The 17,947-nt window shown below is 62.3% G+C and carries 13 protein-coding genes; all 13 read right to left on the bottom strand.

From position 1 onward, the window contains the following. Nucleotides 1-13: 13 nt before the first annotated feature. The gene (locus tag ABH922_RS26685; protein ID WP_424810039.1) at nucleotides 14-1,162 is read right to left on the bottom strand and encodes a glycerate kinase; all 1,149 of its coding nucleotides are present in this window, start codon (nucleotides 1,160-1,162) and stop codon (nucleotides 14-16) included. Next, a complete protein-coding gene (locus tag ABH922_RS26680) occupies nucleotides 1,159-2,199 on the bottom strand; it encodes a formylglycine-generating enzyme family protein (protein ID WP_424810038.1) in 1,041 nt (346 codons plus the stop codon). Before ABH922_RS26680 ends, ABH922_RS26685 begins: the two co-directional genes overlap by 4 nt. A gap of 87 nt (nucleotides 2,200-2,286) precedes the next feature. Continuing rightward, the gene (locus ABH922_RS26675) at nucleotides 2,287-3,456 is read right to left on the bottom strand and encodes an acyl-CoA dehydrogenase family protein (protein WP_424810037.1); all 1,170 of its coding nucleotides are present in this window, start codon (nucleotides 3,454-3,456) and stop codon (nucleotides 2,287-2,289) included. A gap of 28 nt (nucleotides 3,457-3,484) precedes the next feature. Then, complete coding sequence (locus tag ABH922_RS26670; protein WP_424810036.1) at nucleotides 3,485-4,939, bottom strand: aldehyde dehydrogenase family protein; 1,455 nt, start codon at nucleotides 4,937-4,939, stop codon at nucleotides 3,485-3,487. A gap of 66 nt (nucleotides 4,940-5,005) precedes the next feature. Continuing rightward, entirely contained in the window at nucleotides 5,006-6,841 is a 1,836-nt protein-coding gene (locus tag ABH922_RS26665) for a flavin-containing monooxygenase (protein ID WP_424810035.1), read from the bottom strand. A 362-nt stretch (nucleotides 6,842-7,203) separates the two neighbouring features. After that, complete coding sequence (locus ABH922_RS26660) at nucleotides 7,204-8,736, bottom strand: DHA2 family efflux MFS transporter permease subunit (protein ID WP_424810034.1); 1,533 nt, start codon at nucleotides 8,734-8,736, stop codon at nucleotides 7,204-7,206. Nucleotides 8,737-8,786: 50 nt separating this feature from the next. After that, nucleotides 8,787-9,437: a hypothetical protein gene (locus ABH922_RS26655; protein ID WP_424810033.1), complete on the bottom strand. Its 651-nt coding sequence runs from the start codon at nucleotides 9,435-9,437 to the stop codon at nucleotides 8,787-8,789. Between the two features lie 295 nt (nucleotides 9,438-9,732). Beyond that, nucleotides 9,733-11,772, bottom strand: a complete 2,040-nt coding sequence (locus ABH922_RS26650; protein WP_424810032.1) for an FAD-dependent oxidoreductase — start codon at nucleotides 11,770-11,772, stop codon at nucleotides 9,733-9,735. A gap of 213 nt (nucleotides 11,773-11,985) precedes the next feature. After that, nucleotides 11,986-13,401: an aldehyde dehydrogenase family protein gene (locus ABH922_RS26645; RefSeq protein ID WP_424810031.1), complete on the bottom strand. Its 1,416-nt coding sequence runs from the start codon at nucleotides 13,399-13,401 to the stop codon at nucleotides 11,986-11,988. Continuing rightward, nucleotides 13,398-14,618, bottom strand: a complete 1,221-nt coding sequence (locus tag ABH922_RS26640) for a cytochrome P450 (RefSeq protein WP_424810030.1) — start codon at nucleotides 14,616-14,618, stop codon at nucleotides 13,398-13,400. Before ABH922_RS26640 ends, ABH922_RS26645 begins: the two co-directional genes overlap by 4 nt. A gap of 52 nt (nucleotides 14,619-14,670) precedes the next feature. Further along, a complete protein-coding gene (locus tag ABH922_RS26635) occupies nucleotides 14,671-15,495 on the bottom strand; it encodes a mycofactocin-coupled SDR family oxidoreductase (RefSeq protein WP_424810029.1) in 825 nt (274 codons plus the stop codon). Between the two features lie 41 nt (nucleotides 15,496-15,536). Next, nucleotides 15,537-15,755, bottom strand: a complete 219-nt coding sequence (locus ABH922_RS26630) for a ferredoxin (protein ID WP_424810028.1) — start codon at nucleotides 15,753-15,755, stop codon at nucleotides 15,537-15,539. Nucleotides 15,756-16,108: 353 nt separating this feature from the next. After that, on the bottom strand, nucleotides 16,109-17,851 hold the full coding sequence (locus tag ABH922_RS26625) for an FAD-dependent oxidoreductase (RefSeq protein WP_424810027.1): 1,743 nt from the start codon (nucleotides 17,849-17,851) through the stop codon (nucleotides 16,109-16,111). Nucleotides 17,852-17,947: the final 96 nt, after the last annotated feature.

Raw genomic sequence — 17,947 nt, 5'->3', positions numbered from 1 at the left:
AGGTAAGGGGCGGTCAGACTCGATCGGCGGCGATCCGAAATGCGGTTTCCTGAAGCAAGCTCCGTGCCTCGGCCATACATCGCACACTGTCCGGTTCGATATCGGTCAACGCGTAGGTGGCCTCGAATCCCGCATTCTGCAGTGACGATTCGTCGAGTAGGACCCGACCGCCCACCACGATGGTCGGTACACCGGCCCTCGTCGCCGCGATGGCAATTCCGACCGGCGCTTTTCCCCGCAACGTCTGGGCGTCGACCGAACCTTCGCCGGTGATCACGAGATCAACTTTCGACAGGCGGGAAGCGAAGCCGACGAGGTCGAGCATGAGATCGATCCCAGGGCGCAGCGTCGCACCCAGCACGGCCATCGCGGCGAACCCCACGCCCCCGGCTGCACCGGCACCGGGGCGAGCGCTGACGTCGCGTCCAGTTGCATCGGAAACCAACGAAGACCAATGCCCCAGTGCCGCTTCCAGCACGGTGACGTCGCCGGGCGTGGCGCCTTTCTGCGGACCGTAGACGGCGGCTGCGCCGTGTGTGCCGAGAAGCGGGTTGTCGACATCCGAGGCTACGACGACGTCGACCTCAGCGAGTCTGGAGTGCAGGCGGACGAGATCGACCGTGTGGAGTTCACGCAACGCAGCTCCGCCCGGTGCGATCTCGTGACCAGCGCGATCGAGCAGTCGAGCACCCAGCGCAGCTACCATCCCAGCACCCCCGTCGGTGCACGCACTGCCACCGAGACCTAACACCACGGTGCGGCAGCCACGGTCGATTGCTGCGGAGATCGCTTCTCCCGCACCACGGCTGGTAGCGGTCAGGGGCGCCGGTGTTCCACCGGGAAGTAGATCGAGTCCGGACGTCGCCGACAGTTCGATCACCGCGGTCCCGTCACGCTCGGCGTACTTCGCCTGTACCGGCACACCGGTTGGTCCCGTCGCAGTGAACGTGACAGGGGTAAAGCCCGCCGCAACTGCCGCGTCGACGGTCCCCTCGCCGCCGTCCGCTACCGGGCACATGTCGATCAGCACGTCGGGGACGGCCATACCGAATCCGGCGGCGAGTTCGGCGGCAACCTCATTCGCGGTCAGCGAACCCTTGAATTTGTCCGGTGCGATGAGAATTCGTTCGATCGCCAATTCGGGTATACGCTCGATCGTCATCGGGGACCGGGATTTACAGGTTGCGATTCGGTGAGGAGCAACGGCACGGAGTGACCCTCGCTCGGCGGACGTGCTACGCATCGAAATCCTATGTGCGACATCGATGAATCGACCTGCTGAGCCTGGCGTGCCGCCGGCCTGTAGCGTTGACAGTAGTTTTCTGCGCACAGATGAGATCCACCCTTGAGCACCCGTCTCGGGATGTGGGCACCGCCCGGTTCGTACTCGTCGTAGCTTCCGTCGGGATCGTCGATTCGGGGATTCTCCGGCGGCGCGCAACACGACTTGCCGACGGGCCGTTGTGCGCGGTAGAAGTCGCTTGTCCATTCCCACACGTTGCCGATGAGGTCGACGAATCCATATCCGTTCTCCGGGTATGACCCCACCGGAGTAGTCCGTTGCCGCCGAGCCGGTTTGACGTTGTTCCAAGGGAACTCACCGATCCAATGATTGGCCATTACCTTCCCGTTCGGCATCAGTTCATCACCCCAGGCATACAATGCGCCGTCCAATCCGCCGCGAGCCGCCCACTCCCATTCCGCCTCGGTCGCCAGACTCTTTCCCGCCCACTGCGCATACACCGAGGCGTCCTCCCAGGCGACATGAGTGACCGGATGCTGTTCGCGGCCCGCCACAGTCGAACGCGGCCCTTCCGGATGTTCCCAATCGGCGCCCGGCACGTACCGCCACCAATTGGTTATGTCTGTCAATTCCACCGGGCGGTTCGACGGTGTGAAAACCAGGGAACCCGCCGCCCGCGCCGACGCCGCGAGATTCGGATAGTCGGCCCGCGAGAGTGGGCGCTGGGCGACCGTCACGTACCCGGTGTCCCGAACGAAGCGCCGGAACTCCGCGACCGTGACCGGTGTTCTGTCCATGCGGAATCCGGCCACCGTCACGCGTGTGGGCGGTCCTTCCTCCGGATACTCGGCCAGATCCGATCCCATCAGGAAGGTTCCGCCCGGCACGTCGATCATCTCGGGGACCTTCGCACCGGAGGACCGTGCTCCGGAACCGGCGGCGGCATGGAACGTCATATCCGAATCCTTTCATCCAGAAGGCGAGCTCTACCTAGCGCCGCAGCTCATTCTTCCACCGGTAGAACAAAGAACCGCGAAACCTGGTCAGTTCCCACGTTGATCGAAGCGCAGACCCAGGTACTCGGATGCGATGCGCACTCGCTGGATGTTCAACGTGCCGCCGGCCAGAGCCCAGCCGTGCGCATCGCGGTGCAGACGCTCCACCTCGTACTCCGACGAGTATCCGTACCCGCCGTGCAGCTGAATGGCAAGATCCGACACCGTCTTCGACATCTGATTGGCGGTGCACTTGGCGATGGATGCGGACAACGGGCTCGGGGCTCCTCGTCCGGCTTCGGCGGCCGCAGCGTAGATCAACAGGCGCGCCGCCTCGACCTGCATGACCATATCCGCGATGGAGCCTTGCACCATCTGGAAGTCGGCGATCTTACGACCGAACTGGGCACGCTCACGCACGTATCGAGCAGTCCTGTCGAGAGCAGTCTGACCGACGGCGAGCGACATGGTCGCGTTGCCGAGCCTTTCGATCGAAAACGCCGTGAAGAGCTTCGAGAAGCCCCCCGCCGGAACGACGAGATTCTCGATCGGAACCCGGACGTTGTCGAAGAAGATGTCCGCCGAGCAGATTCCGCGGAACCCCATCAGCTGCTCCTGGGGACCGAAGCTCACCCCCGGGGTGTCTCCGTCGACGACCACTGCGCCGATGGCCTTCGATCCGAGCGCGTCGTCGAGGCGCAGGTAGACGAGATACTGCTCGGAGTGCCCGGCTCCCGAACACCACCGCTTGACACCGTTGACGACGAGGACATCGCCGTCGACGCGGCCGTAGGTCTTCATGTCGGTGGCCGCGGTACCGGCGTCGGGCTCGGAGATCGAGACGGCGAGAGTTTTTTCACCAGCCGTGATCGGCGGCAGTAGCCGCTGCTTCTGCTCTTCGGTTCCGAACTGTTCGATCACACGCGCCGGCCCGGTGTTCGCCTCGAACACCGGCCAGGCGGCAATCGGGGAAGCTTTCGCGAGTTCCTCGAGAACGATGAGTGCATCGATCAGCGGACGCCCCTCGCCACCGAATCGTTCCGGCAGCGTGATTCCCAGGAGGCCGAGGTCGGCGAGTTCCTTGCGGTCCTTGTGCGGCAACGGGGTTCGGTCGATGTCCCACTGACGTGCATGCGGCGCGAAGCGTTCAGCGGCCAGTTTGGCCACCATATCCCGCAAACTCAGTTGATCGGGATCGAGCTTGGCCAGAATATCCATAGTCGGTTCTCCGTGTCGGATGACGAAATCAGTCCACACCGAGGTAGACGGACTTAGTCCAGCTGTAGAAGTCAAGAGCGGACTGCCCTTGCTCGCGATAGGTGTTGGTCGAGGATTCCTTGGTACCCCCGAACGGAACGTTGAGTTCGAGTCCACTGGTCGGCCTGTTGACCTTGACGACTCCGGCCTCGACCTGATCGACGAAACGATGCACGGCGCGCATGTCGTTGCTCACGATTCCGGCAGTCAAACCATATCGAACACCATTGGCGATGGCGGTGGCATGATCGAGGTCGTCGGCTCGCAGAACCGCCAGGACGGGACCGAAGACCTCTTCCTGAGCAATCGTGTGATCGGGTTCGACCCCGGTAACGACAACAGCGGGATGGAAGAGCCCGTCTGTCGCTCCCGAACCCGCCACGATCTCGCCTCCCTCGCGTCGTGCCGTCTCCACGAAGCGTTGATCTGCCGCGAATTGAGCTTCGCTCACCACAGCGCCCATCCTCGTGCCGGATTCCAACCCGTCACCTGGTGTGTAGGACTGTGCCACCCTGGCCAGTTCCTCGACAAGGGCGTCGTGGATGCCGGGTGTTGCGATCACCCGGCTCGTGGCGGTACAGGCCTGTCCGGTCAGCCCGAACGCACCGGAGGCCGCAATCGCGGCAGCGCGGACCGGATCGGCGTCATCGAGGACGACCAGCGGGTTCTTTCCGCCCATTTCCAACTGCACGCGCGCCATCCGCGCCGAGACCGCAGTGTGAATGCCCGCGCCCACCGTTCCCGAACCGGTGAAACTCACTGCCGCCACGTCCGGATGCGAGACGAGTGAATCACCCACCACCGAACCTGCGCCGAGGACCAGGTTGAGCACTCCGGCCGGCAGACCGGCGTCGAGAAGGCATTGCGCCAGATGTTGCATGGACAGCGTCGTCAACTGGGCTGGTTTGGCGACGACGGCGTTCCCGGCGGCAAGTGCCGGGGCGATCTTCCACGCCGGGATCGCGATGGGAAAGTTCCACGGTGTCACCACGCCGACCACACCGAGCGGTTCGCGGCGTGTGTACACCAGGGTGTCCGGCGTACCGGCGGGCAGCGTCAGTCCGTCAGCATTACGGCACACCGCGCCGAAAAACCGCAGGACGTCGGCCGCCCGAGTGACTTCGCCGGTGGCTTCGGTGAGAGTTTTCCCCTCTTCCCTGACCAGGTCGTGTGCAACCAGCACAGTACGTGCCGTCAGCAGTTCCGCTGCCCGCGTCAGGACTGCTCCCCTTTCGGGACCGGTCTTCGATCGCCAGGCGGGTTGCGCGTCGGTAGCCGCTGCGACCGCGTCACGCACGGTGGCGGCGGTGCCCAGTGGGGCCAGTGCGACAACCTCGTCGGGTCTGGCCGGGTTGCGCCGCTCGACGGTACCCTCCCCCACCCACTCGCCAGCGATGAGGTGCGCAGCGGGCGTAGGCGGGGCTACAGCTGTCGTTCGTGTCATGGGAATTCGTCCCCGATCGGTAGTTCGATTATCGCTTCGTGGTGTGGCGGACAGGTCTACAGCGCCTCAGACAGCCGTCGCCTGCGGTACCAGGGCTCCGGCGACGTCGTCGATGTCGCTCGCACGGATTTCTCCGCGAGGAATCGTCTCGTCCCTCGACACCGAGATACGACCGATTTCGCAGGCTTTGATCTGCAAAGCAAGGAATTTCGAGTAGATACGGCATTGAGCGAGGCTGCCGGCGGTGAACCACAAGCCGTCCTGGTCGGTTCGCTTCCACATGTTGCGGAGCTCACCTTCCTCGTCGTAACCCCAGACCGGTCCGACACGATCTGCCACGTCGTCCCCGAACAGTGAGCGCACCAGCTCCTGTTGCGGCTTGTATCCGGTGGCGAGAATGACTGCGTCTGCCGCCAGTTCGCTACCGTCGGTCAACCTGATCCCGGTGGGTGCGAATCGCTCGATGTCCGAGTTCTGCAGCAGCGCAATTTCTTTACCGGCAATGAGTGAAGAGCATCCGACGTCGAGATAGTAGCCGCCACCGCGCCGGAGATACTTCATCTGGAATCCGGTGCCGTCGCTGCCGTAATCGACTCGGAATCCAGCGGATTCGAGGCTTTGGATGAGCGGTGCGTCCAGTTCGGCCAGTTTCTTGGTGACGTGCTGGTACGACCGTCGCAGCAGTGGGTACGGAACGGACACCGTGATCAGGTCGCAGTCCTCCGTCGACGGGCCCTCGCCGTAGAGCGAGTACACGCGTCCCGCGGCATCGGGTCCGACGCTGACCACCGTGGTGGCACTGCGCTGAACCATCGTCACCCGCGCGCCGCACGCGTGCAGTTCCTGCGCCACGTCGTGTCCGCTGTTTCCCGAACCGAGCACGACGACGTGCTTACCGGCATAACCGGTTCCGTCGGTGAATCGACCGGAATGCACCACGTCTCCGGCGAACCCGTCGAGTCCCGGCACTGCCGGCAGATTGGGGATACCGCTGACCCCGGTGGCGAGAACTACGTGGCGGGGACGCAGAGTCCGTTTCACGCCCCGGCGCTCGACCGTCACCGTCCAGCGCTGTTCCGCCGCGTCGTAACTGCCGCCGGTGAATTCGGTTCCGGTCCAGAAGTTGATCTCCAGGGATTCGACGTAGGCCTCGAACCAGCCTGCCAGCTTGTCCTTGGGCACATAGGTCGGCCAGGTGTCGGGGAACGGTATGAACGGAAGATGATTGACCCAGACTTCATTGTGCAGAGTCAGCGAGTGATAGCGGTTGCGCCAGTTGTCACCGACGCGGTCCATCCGGTCAACCACGAGGGTGTCGACGCCTTGTTGACCGAGTCGGGCCGCGAGCGCGATGCCTGCCTGCCCACCACCGACGATCACCACGGCCGGTTCCCGATCCTCGTATTCGACCGAAGAGATTCTGCGGTCCAGCCAGTTCGTTCCACCGAAACGCTTCGAATGATCCGATTCGAGGCGTCGCGAATCGGGATAGCCGCTCAATTCCTGCAACGAGGTCATCACATTCAGCGCCCGGGCCGGTGCGTCGGCCGATTCCGACGTGGGCACCAGACGCACGACGCCACGAGCGCGACCGTCGGCGGTGTCCATCGTGAACAGCGCTTCGATCGCCGAAATTCCGCCTCGCGCCACCAGTCTCGGCGGCACCGATTCGTCGAGTTCGAGCGCGGTCACCTGAACGAGCGGCAGTGAGCTGCTCAGCCCGGCCCGTACCTGAACGTCTCCGTAGTAGGTATGGAGGTCCCACGTCAACGCGAGCACGTCGCGCCAGGCTCCGTCCGGGTCGATCAGATCAGCTGCAGCGTCACCGTCGCCGGCGACCATCGCGTCCCGAAACCTCTCGATCCACGTCGTCGCGATCTCTCGTGCAGATCGACCTGACATCGTACTGTCATCGTAATTCGGCACAGTCGTTTACCTCCGCTTCCAGGTCCCACTACACCGGACGCCGATGTCGACGACGCCTCGATGCCGGATTTCTCGCTCTATCCACATCCAATTCGATTACCGGCCAATGTATTCGACATTCAAACCAAGCCGGCTGCACTCCGCGCGGGAGCCCGTTCCGCACCTGCCGCATCGCCAAGGTGCACACTCCCGAATACGTTACCCACAAAACTGTATACGTTATTGCATAAATTGCAACCCTCTTCGTGATCACGATGAACCCGCCGGCACGATGGGCACGCCTAGCAGGCCTCTGAAAGCATTTCCGCTCCCTAAGGCCTACGTGATCCGTGCATTGACTATCTCGAAAGTTCTCCGCCGCGGCCGTCCTGATCTCGCGAATCTACCGATGTAGCAACGTACCCCGCCGACGTGGGCAAGCCATCAGCGCTCGCCTCGGCACTGACAACCACTTCCGTCCCGGAATGGGAAGACGGCTTACGCGCAATCGAAGCCCACAGCGCCAGTGCACAGATCCCGGCCATCACCGAGAATGCGGCGCGATACCCCGTTGTCAACGTGGAGAAACCCTCGTCGGACAGACCGACAAGCGAACCCGCGAATGCAGCCCGCTTTTCGTCGGGGTCCAGCCACGACGTGGCAATTCCCAACGAAAGCGCAGTGCCCACAACAAAACCCGCGCCTTGCAGCGCAGACCGAATCCCGTTGGCAACTCCCCGCTGTTCCGATTTGACGCCGGCCATGATCGCACTCGTATTCGGAGTCGTGAAGAACCCGGTCCCGACTCCGACCGCAAGCAGACACACGACCAACCACCCTCCGGTGAAGGAAGGACCGAAGAACACCGCCAGGGTAGTCAACCCTGCAAGAGTCACCGCGATGCCACCACTCGACAAAACCCGCGCAGTGAACCTCCGCGCCAGAAATCCTGCAATCAGCGCTGACGATGCCAAACCCAATGCCACTGGAGTAACATGCATTCCAGCCTCGAACGAACTGTATCCGGCAGCCGCTTGCAGATACAGCGCTATGAGTACCACCACGGCACATCGAGCGACGGCGAGCAGAAAACCGGAGAGGTAGGCCAGAACCCGCTCCCGGTCCGTGAACAACCCCAGATCCACCAAAGGGAAATCCCGTCGCCGCTCCACCAGCAGGAAAGCTGTTCCCGATACGACGAAGCACAGCGCTCCGGCCACCACGCCGGGACTCGTCCAACTGATACCGCCGGCTGACAGCGCGAACACCAGCCCACCGACGGCCAGCGTGGACAGAACCGCGCCCAGTAGATCGAACGGTTCTCTTTTCTGCTGCTTCGGTTTACCACGCAAGACACACCATGCCATCACCAACCCCACTGCACCAGCGGGTACGTTGAACCAGAACGTGGCACGCCAACCCAGTAGGTCCACGAGCGCACCGCCCACGATCGGCCCCATCAGCTGAGCGGTGGACACCACCGTGACACTGATACCCAGCGCCGTACTCAACATTCGAACCGGAAAAACGTCGGCGATCAATGCCGTGACATTGGTGATGACGGCGGCCGCACCGACTGCTTGCAGGACGCGGAAGGCTATGAGCCACAGCGGCGACGGGGAAAGCCCACAGAGCAATCCGGCAATTGTGAAGAGCGACATGCCGAACAGATAGAGTCTACGCCTACCGAAAATATCGGCAGCCCGCCCGAACACCAGGATCAATGACGACATCACCAGCAGATACGACAGGAGAATCCACGACGCTTCGGTCGGTGTCGCATCGAAGTGACGTGCCACCGCCGGCAGCGACACATCCATGACGGAGCTGTTCAACCCTGCCAGCATGATGCCGATGGACGTGACCACAAGCACCCGCCAGGCGTACTTCATGTCCGGTTCGCGTTCCGGGACAGAACTTCCTCCGCACTCGGCCGTTTGGGTCACGAGGCCGCGCAGAAGGCCTGCACCGCGACATCAGGACACAGGCAGTGGCAGCGATCGGCGATCGACTCGAGTGGCGCCGCCGACCGGGCAACAACCAGCACGCCACTGTCGAAATGCTCTACAGCAAGCCGTAGGAGCCTGTGCATCACCACCGAGTCCGACGACCGCTCAGATGCCGACAACTCGTCGACCAGTAGCAGTCGCGGTCGATTCACCAGTGCAACCGCAACGTCGAGCGCACTCGCCAAATCCGGGTCGACGTAGGGAACTCGATGCCGGACAGCGTCGGCAAGCCTCGGAATCTGCAGCAACAACGATCTCAAATTCTCGTCGCGGTCGACTGCGATCCGGAGCCGACGCCGAGCTTCACCCCCTGGTCCAGTCCTGCCGATCTTCACGTGGCCCAGTCCTCGTAGGCCCGCCAACCGCGGTCGTCGCATCGAAGGACGGGCACCCAGGAGCATCACTTCGCCGCCCAGGGGTGCAGTTCGCCCCAGCAGAGTGTCGAACAGTATCGAACTGCCCGTGAGTACCGGCTCGACGAGCGTAACCAGCTGTCCGGAATACACATCCAGATCGACCTTTTCGGCCACAACCGACCCATGCACACCGATGGCCAGATCACGGATTTCCAACAGTGAATCCATTTGCCCTCCCAGAGCAGACGAGCGCCGATAACGTCGACCGCGTACTCGCACAGTGGGCACTCGCCTTCTGGGCCACGCAGGTGGAGCACGTCAGTTTCACGAAGGCACCTACCGTTACCGACGACCCGAACCTCATAGCGCGACCGAGAAGGTGGTATTCGAAACCTCGCCGACCTGTCGCATCAACGTCCGGTTCCGAGGTGTCTTCGTATGGACATCGTCAAAAAGTCGCAACATACTAGTTTGCATGCGATTATGTGTTCATTTTAAAGGCTATGGCTCTGCAATTGTGATGTCAAGCACTTTGACCGAAACGGAGCGGCGAGCCTTGGAAACCCGTGGCCGACTCCGGCAACAGCAACGGATCCAAACCCGCACGGTGACCTTCCAAGATGGCCAGCTGGAGGAACCTCGGACCTAAAGCGTCGCCGACGACCGCGACATCCACGGCTCCTTGTAACCGATCGGCGATCTCTCTCTGCGAAACGTTGGCTCCGACCACGACGACCAGATCTGCATCGATCCGCTCGTCACGCAGCCCGTACAACGAGTTGAGGAGAACATGGTCTGCGGCGATCTCACCGAGCTTGACGTCTCCAATGAACCGAAACTCCGGGACATAGAGTCGCTTCTTCACACTTGTCTCCATCCGCGCGTTCTCCAGCAACGGCATCAGACGATTCAAACGAGTGGCAAAAGTGACGGTGCATCCGCGGGCAAGCAGTGTCTCGGCGACCGATACGGCCTCGTGATGTCCGACATCGTCGTAGACGACGGCGCGTCGGCCGATCAGCGACGTATCACTGATCGCTTCCCAACTGGACAGGACATGGCCTCGTGTAATCCCCGGTATTGATGAATCCGGAGCGGCTATCGTAGTCAGGTTTGTCCGCGGAACTGAACCTGTCGCGACGACGACGCGGTCCCACTCACCCGCGGCCACCACCTCTGCTCCGACATGGCTGTCGAGGTTCACCTTCACTCCGAGCTCCTCCAATTCCCTGGCGAGCCAGTCCACGATCAGGCCGATTCGAGCACGATGTGGCGCCAACCTCGCCACCTTGAGCTGACCACCTAGTGACGAACTGGCCTCGTGCAGCACCACGTGATCACCTGCCAGTGCGGCAGTCCGCGCAGCCTGCATACCTGCCGGTCCGCCACCGACCACGAGAACGCGTTGCCCTCGCGGAGAGTTCGACGTGTAACGAGCCTCGAGAGCCTCGAAACCCGCCCCCGGGTTGACCGTGCACCCGAAACGCGCATGCGGTGAACTCGCCAGTCCGACACAACCTTGGTTGCAGCCGATGCATGGCCGCACTCGATGTTGCCGCCCGGCCGCCGATTTCACGACAAGCTCGGGATCGGCGATGTGCGCGCGAGCCATCGCGATCAAGTCCGCGGCTCCGTCGCGAACCAATTCCTCAGCCTCGTCGAGTGTGGTGATACGCCCGGCGAGAATCGTCGGAACCGACGCCACCTCGGCGACCGGTCGAGAGTACGGCAGTTCGTATCCGCTCGGCTCTTCCATTCCGCCGATCACTTTGGTCACGTTCATCGGCGAGCCGAGCGAGACGTCCAGGAAGTCGATCAACCGCCCGGCCTCGACGGCCCGCACGATCTCTTGCGATTCGTCAGTCGTGATGGAGCCCGGGTACATCTCGTCGGCACTGATCCGCACACCGAGCACGACGTCGGGGCCGATCGCCGTTCGCACGGCAGTCAGGACTTCCACCAGAAGCCGAACCCGATTCTCACGACTCCCGCCATAACGGTCCTCGCGTTTGTTCGTGTGCGGAGACATGAACTGACCTAGTAGATAGCCGTGCGCCGCATTTATCTCGATACCGTCGACACCAGCTTCGACCGCGCGCACCGCCGACCGCGCGAAGCAACCGATCAGATGCGCGATCTGGTCTTGCGTGATTGCCAGCGGCGTCTGCGAGAGTTCCGCCTGCACGATCCGGGCTGCCGGAACAGCTGAGGCCGACCAGGGAGGATCACCTCCCGGAGTCAGGAACGCTCGACCCGTGTGAACCAGTTGTTGGAATATCCTCATCGGATGACGATGAAGCCTTGTCACCATCTCGGTGTAGGGCTTCATCAGAGAATCGTCCTCGAAACGCAGCCGCCCGGTCGACGTCGGGTGCACCGCAGCAGCTTCCAGAATTGTCAGACCTGCACCACCGCGCGCAGCCCTCTCGTGGTAGGCAGCGAGGTCGCCACCGTCCGTCCCGAGGTCGAGGCCGGTCGCGTGAGCAGTTCGGACTATGCGATTCGGGAGTTCCACTCGCCCGATCGACATCGGACTCAGGAGGTAGGGATAGTTGGCAGACATCAGGGCAGAGTTCCTTCGATCGATAGTTGAGCGGAATTTCCGTGCGCAAATCGACGGACCATGCAGCACAGCGTTCGACGCCCGGCCGCACGAGCTGTCGACTGTAGATCGACTTCGTTGTATTCGACGGTCTGCGGCACTGCAACGCGCCCCGGACGAGATTGGCCGTCCAGGGCGCGTGGGAGACATATCAACCGGCCAGCGGTTGTCGATTCACCCGATGCCGTAGGTTTTGATGTTCGCGAATTGATCCATGCCCGAACGACCCAACTCCCGGCCGGTACCGGAGGCTTTCGTACCGCCGAAAGGAATCTCGACCGGTGCACCCACGTAGCCGTTGATCCCGACCATGCCGGTGTCGAGTCGATGTGCGACGTGTTGGGCCTCCTCGAGGTCCAAACCGAAAACAGTTCCTCCCAGTCCGTATTTGGAGCTGTTGGCCACCTCGATCGCGGCATCGGCGTCGGGAACCCGGTAGATCAACGCCACAGGCCCGAACACCTCCTCTGTGGCGACCCGCATCTCGGACGTGACACCGGCAATTGCCGCAGGACGGAAATATGCACCGGGACCGGGCATCCGGCCACCGGGCACCACTACCGTCGCACCCTTGTCGATTGCGTCCTGAAGTTGCGCCTGCACACGATCTGCAGCTGCGATACTCGCCATCGGGCCGATGGTGGTCGCGGGATCGAATGGGTTGCCGACGGTCTGACTTCCGAAGGCCGACGCGAACTGCGCGATGAACTCGTCGGCGATTTTATCGGTGAGGATGATGCGTTTGGGCGACACACAGGCCTGGCCGCCCATGTAGATCCGGCAGGCAGAGGCAACCGCGGCCGCCGTGGGCACGTCGGCGGAGTCCAGGACGATGAACGCGTCGGAGCCCCCGAGTTCCAGGACCACCGGTTTGACATGAGCTCCGGCCTGGGCGCCGATTACGGCCCCCGCCCGGTCGGATCCTGTGAACGTGACAGCACGAACTCGCGAATCGGCAATGTATGTAGAGACGTGATCGACCGATACCAACACGGTCTGGTACACGTCGGCCGGAAACCCTGCCTCGACGAACAAATCGTCGAGCATCAACGTCGAACCAGGACATTGTTCGGCAGGCTTCACCAATACCGTGTTTCCGAGCATCAGGTTCGGCACAGCAGCCCGCATGGCCTGGAATATCGGACCGTTCCACGGTTCGATGCCCAGCACTACTCCGACCGGTTCGCGGCGGATGATCGTCTGCTGCAGACCCGGAACGTCGAGGGTTTCGTCGCGCAACAGTTCTTCACCGTTGTCGGCGTAGTAGCGGAACAGGTGGGCAACCAGTGCGACCTCGTCTACGGACTGCGCGAGCGCTTTCCCCATCTCCACCGTGATCTGGTACGCCAACTTGTCCCCGTCACGGTCGACCAGATCGGCGAACCGCCGGAACAGTCGCACACGCTCTACCACTGAAGTGTCGCGCCAACCGGGAAAAGCCTTGTGCGCACGGGCAAGATGGTCCTCGGCATGAGCATCGAGCAACTTCGGATACTGACGAACCAGAGTGCCGGTCGACGGGTCGATCGTATGATAAGTCCGAGCATCGACTGTGACCGCGACTCCCCCGTCGATGGACTGCGTCGTCACGAGGTCCGCTCCTGCACACGGGCGAAAACCTGTGTGATCGAACGCCCTTCCGACGCAAAGTAGATCATCGCCTCGTGGTCCTCGATCTCGAAAGTGTCTACCGCGGCAAGGAACTCCTCCAATCCGATCCGAACAACGAGCTTGCCCAGGTGCGATCCCAGGCAGCGATGTGGTCCGCTACCGAATCCCAAGTGCCGGTTGGGATGCCGATCGAGGAGAACCTGATCCGGCGACTCGAATACCGTCTCGTCGTGGTTCGCCGAGGCAATTCCGAACTGGACTGCCTGACCGGCGGAGACCGGACACCCGTTGAATTCGACGTCACGCGTCGTGGTGCGGCGCATGTGCGAGACCGGACTGGAGTAGCGCACGAACTCTTCGATCGCTGTCGGCATGAGGTCGGGATCGGCTCGCAGTTTGTCCACGTCGCCGGGGTGATCGGCCAACCAGACCAGTGCGCTCGTCAGAGCGGAACCCGTCGTGTGGAAACCACCGAAGACGAGGAGGAGAACCAGACTCGTCTGCTCTTGTCGATCCAGGGGTCGTCCGTCGATCTCGGCATTGGCAATGGCAGTCAGCAGATTCGACGACGAATCCTGCCCGATTCGCGCATCCAACGCCGTGTTGAAGAACCCCATTACGTCCGCTCCGGCCTGCTGACCGGCCTCGCTGTCGCGCTCCGGACCGAAAAGTATTTCGCACCATGCACTGAGCCTGCTCAGATCCGCAACGTCGAACCCGACCGCACGCATCGTGACGGTGTGCGCATAGGTCTCGCCGAAGTGCGCCAGATCGATACGCCCGTCGACCACTTCGCTGGCCAGTTTGGTGCTGATCAGTTCGCGGGCGAACCCCTCGTACTTGAGCACCTCCGCCGGAGTGAGGTACGGGTTGAGGATGCTTCGGTACTGACGTTGGATCGGCGGATCGGCCTCGAGTGGCAACATCGCCAAGGGCGTTCGGGGGATGGTGGCACCCTCGGCCGCAGAGAAGTCCTCGAAGTCCGTCAACACTCGTTTGACGTCATCGTATCGACTGAGGAACCAGAATCCACCGTAGTTGTCGCTGTGCAACACCGGGCACTCACGACGCAAACTCGACCACAAGTCGAACGGTGCAACTTTCACCTTCGACGAGTGGTGGTCGTATTGCAAGCCGCCCCAGCGGCCGACCTCCGGATCTGCGACAAGGCTTGCAACGGCGCGTTCTTCGATCACTGTCGGGCTTCCTTCCTGAAAGTGGCGAAACATTGAAAGCAACGCGACGCAGTCACGGCTTTACGAGATAACCGGCATCGACGGTAAGCGTCGTTCCGGTGACGTACCGACCGGAGTCGGCACACAGGTAGACGATCGCGTTGCTGATGTCGATGGACTCGATGTAGTCGACCGGAAGCGCGTTTCCGAATCCCTTGACGGAGTCCGCGTTGGCGATCGCGAATCGAGTGAACTCGTCGTTGTGCGCCATGGGAGTGTCGACACCGGTTGGATGGACGGTATTCACGCGAATGCTGTGCTGCGCCAACCGAGATGCGTACAAGCGCATGATTCCGACGACGCCGTGTTTGGCCGCACTGTAGCCGGCCGAACCCGGGAAGGTGTTGACGCCGAGACTGCTCTGTCCGGCCGACGAGCTTGTCACCACGATCGATCCGCCCTCACCGCGCTCGATCATGCGCGGCGTCACCACTTCGAGTGTGTGCCATACGCCGGTCAGCATGATGTCGATGGCGTCGTGCCACGCCTGGCGCTCCACACCCTGATCGATGATCGGCATGATGCCGGCATTGGCAACCGCGATGTCGACGTCACCGAGTTCGGCCACACCGGCGTCGTATACGGCTTTCATTGCATCGAGATCTCGAACGTCGGCGATCTCAGCGTGGATCCGACCTCCCGCCTTCTCCACGAGTCGCTTGGTCTCCTCCAGGTCTTGCGCATCCGGCATCGGGTAGAAGACGGTGTCGACCTGCCGACAAATGTCCAGTCCGATGATGTCGGCGCCCTCCTCCGCCAGTCGAATTGCATGCGAACGACCTTGCCCACGAGCAATTCCCGTGACAAATGCGACTTTGTTCTCGAGCTGACCTGGCATTGCCCTTACCTCCGTTGTCTTTTGTCGTGACGATTGGTAAGTCACCGCTCTTCGACGCTGATCTCGTGGGCACTGATGGCGTACTCCGGGCACCCCGCGACTGCACGCAGAACCGCGTTGCGATGCTCGTGCGCGACCACGTCGACCTCGGGTTTGACAAATCCGAAACCTTGATCGTCGAGGTCGAACACCTCGGGGCTGTCCATGAGACACTTTGCGTGACCTTCACAACGGGTCGGATCAATCGAGACTCGAAGCATTACTTTCCTTTCGCACCCTGGTGCGGTCTGAGAGTGCGTCGCCATGAGAGATGTTGTTGACAGGCTCAGGCCCGCTTAGAATTTGCATGCGTTTCTGTGTTCATTTCAAGCCTATGGTTAGACCATTGTGACGTCAAGCACTTTTTGAATAAAACGTGACCCCACTCACTTCAGCTCCCTCGGATTGTCGCCGGATCGCGGCTTCGAAGGGCTTCTCTGAATATGAAATCATCTGCAGAATAATAGATTTCATGTTCACAACATTGCACAATCAACACCGGCAAAGACTGCTGCCCAACTACACGGTCGCCCCGGCAGACACCGTCGGCATCACCTTCGACCGATGCGCCGGTTCAGTGTGTCGGTCCGTGGGCGATGTCGAGCATGGTGGTGGTGTCGGTGATTTTGGTGCGTGGTCGGCCGGTTTGTTTGCCGTGGGTGCGTTCGTGGGTGTCGATGCGTTGCCAGGCGGGGAAGTCGAGGAGGTCGGGTTGGCGTTCGGTGAGCAGGGTGTGGAGGTGGGTGTGGTTGTGCAGGGGTGGGGTGAGGTGTCCGTGGGTGAAGTCGGTGAGAAGTTTGTCGATGGTATCGGAGCTGCAGTGTTTGTTGGTGCCGATGACGCCGGTAGGGCCGCGTTTGATCCAGCCGGCGACGTAGACGCCGGGGATGGGGGTTCCGGTGTCGGGGTCGAGGACGCGGCCGTGGTCGTTGGGGACGATGGCGTGGTGTTCGTCGAAGGGGAGGTCGGGGATGGGGCGGCTTTTGTAGCCGATCGATCGGAGGACCAGGTTCGTGGGCAGGGTGTGGGTGTGTTCGGTGGCGTGGGTGGTGAGGGTGGGTGCGGTGTCGGGGCTGTGGGGGTGGTCGGGGTCGGGGAGGAGTTCGTTGTGGACCAGGCGGATGGCCTCGACGTGGTGTTCGCCGAGGATTTCTTCGGGTGCGGTGAGGTAGCGCAGCACGATGCGTTTACGCCCGCCACCGCTGCTACTACTGCCGGTGCCGGTGCTGTTGTTGTTGCCTTTGGCGGCGAATTGTTCGATTTGGTGGACTTTCAGTTTCTCGGATGGTTCGCTGTGGGGTCCGTCGATCCAGGTGCGGCTGGCTGGGTCCAGGAGTGCGTCGGTGGGGTCGACGATGATGTCGATGTCGGGGAGTTGACCGAGGGCGATCAGTTCGGGGTTGGTGTAGGCGGCGTGGGCGGGTCCGCGGCGGCCGATGACGACGACTTCGCGGGTGTTGCCGGCGCGTAGTGCGTGGAGGGCGTGGTCGGCGATGTCGGTGGTGGCGAGGGTGTCGGGGTCGGTGAGCAGGATTCGGGCGATGTCGAGGGCGACGTTGCCGTTGCCGATGATCACGGCGCGCTCGCCGGTGAGGTCGAAGGTGTGGTGGGTGTGGTCGGGGTGTCCGTTGTACCAGGCGACGAAGTCGGTGGCCGGGTGGGAGCCGGGGAGGTGTTCGCCGGGGATGTCGAGGTGGCGGCTGTCGGGGGCGCCGACGGCGTAGAGGACAGCGTGGTGGTGCTCGAGGAGTTCGGTGTGGGTGATGTGGTGGCCGACGTCGATGTTGAAGTGGCAGTGGACGGATCGTTTGCCCATGGTCAGGCGGAAGATGTCGGTGACGGCTTTGGTGCCGGGGTGGTCGGGGGCGACACCGGCGCGGATGAGGCCGTAGGGGGTGGGGAGGCGTTCGAACATGGTGATCTCGACGCGGGGGTGGGTGGTCAGTTCGATCGCGGCGTAGCAGGCTGCGGGTCCGGTGCCGACGATCGCGACGTGGAGGGTGCCCAGGTTCGGGTCGAGGGTGTGTTTGTGGGCGGGTTCGGGTGGGTTGTCGGTGATGGGGTGGCGTGTGTAGTAGTCGGCGTTGATCGCGCGATATTGTCGGTGTTCGTCGCGGAGTGCGTGTTCTTCGGTGATCGCGTCGACGGGGCATTCGTCGAAGCAGGCGCCGCAGTCGATGCAGGTGTTCGGGTCGATGTAGAGCATTTCCGCGGTGGTGAATTCGGGTTCGTCGGGTCGGGGGTGGATACAGTCCACGGGGCACACGGCCACGCAGGAGGCGTCGTTACAACATGCCTGGGTAATCACATAAGCCACAACAATTTTCCCTACCTGTAAGTACCGGCCGAAACACACACTTGCGCGTGGACCGGTGACAGTGAATTCCGGTGTTGACCGATAGCCGTTGCGCGG

Source organism: Rhodococcus sp. 27YEA15, from assembly GCF_049739425.1.
In the GTDB taxonomy this organism is placed as follows: domain Bacteria; phylum Actinomycetota; class Actinomycetes; order Mycobacteriales; family Mycobacteriaceae; genus Rhodococcus_F.
The sequence above is the reverse complement of the archived record's forward strand: the minus strand, read 5'-3'. Positions and strand labels throughout refer to the sequence as shown.

Bases quoted from the DNA above. Each gene is read 5' to 3' on its own strand.
- ABH922_RS26635 (WP_424810029.1), bottom strand. From the start codon at position 15,495: ATGCCAGGTCAGCTCGAGAACAAAGTCGCATTTGTCACGGGAATTGCT.
- ABH922_RS26680 (WP_424810038.1), bottom strand. From the start codon at position 2,199: ATGACGTTCCATGCCGCCGCCGGTTCCGGAGCACGGTCCTCCGGTGCG.
- ABH922_RS26630 (WP_424810028.1), bottom strand. From the start codon at position 15,755: ATGCTTCGAGTCTCGATTGATCCGACCCGTTGTGAAGGTCACGCAAAG.
- ABH922_RS26675 (WP_424810037.1), bottom strand. From the start codon at position 3,456: ATGGATATTCTGGCCAAGCTCGATCCCGATCAACTGAGTTTGCGGGAT.
- ABH922_RS26665 (WP_424810035.1), bottom strand. From the start codon at position 6,841: ATGTCAGGTCGATCTGCACGAGAGATCGCGACGACGTGGATCGAGAGG.
- ABH922_RS26670 (WP_424810036.1), bottom strand. From the start codon at position 4,939: ATGACACGAACGACAGCTGTAGCCCCGCCTACGCCCGCTGCGCACCTC.
- ABH922_RS26650 (WP_424810032.1), bottom strand. From the start codon at position 11,772: ATGTCTGCCAACTATCCCTACCTCCTGAGTCCGATGTCGATCGGGCGA.
- ABH922_RS26655 (WP_424810033.1), bottom strand. From the start codon at position 9,437: ATGGATTCACTGTTGGAAATCCGTGATCTGGCCATCGGTGTGCATGGG.
- ABH922_RS26660 (WP_424810034.1), bottom strand. From the start codon at position 8,736: ATGAAGTACGCCTGGCGGGTGCTTGTGGTCACGTCCATCGGCATCATG.
- ABH922_RS26685 (WP_424810039.1), bottom strand. From the start codon at position 1,162: ATGACGATCGAGCGTATACCCGAATTGGCGATCGAACGAATTCTCATC.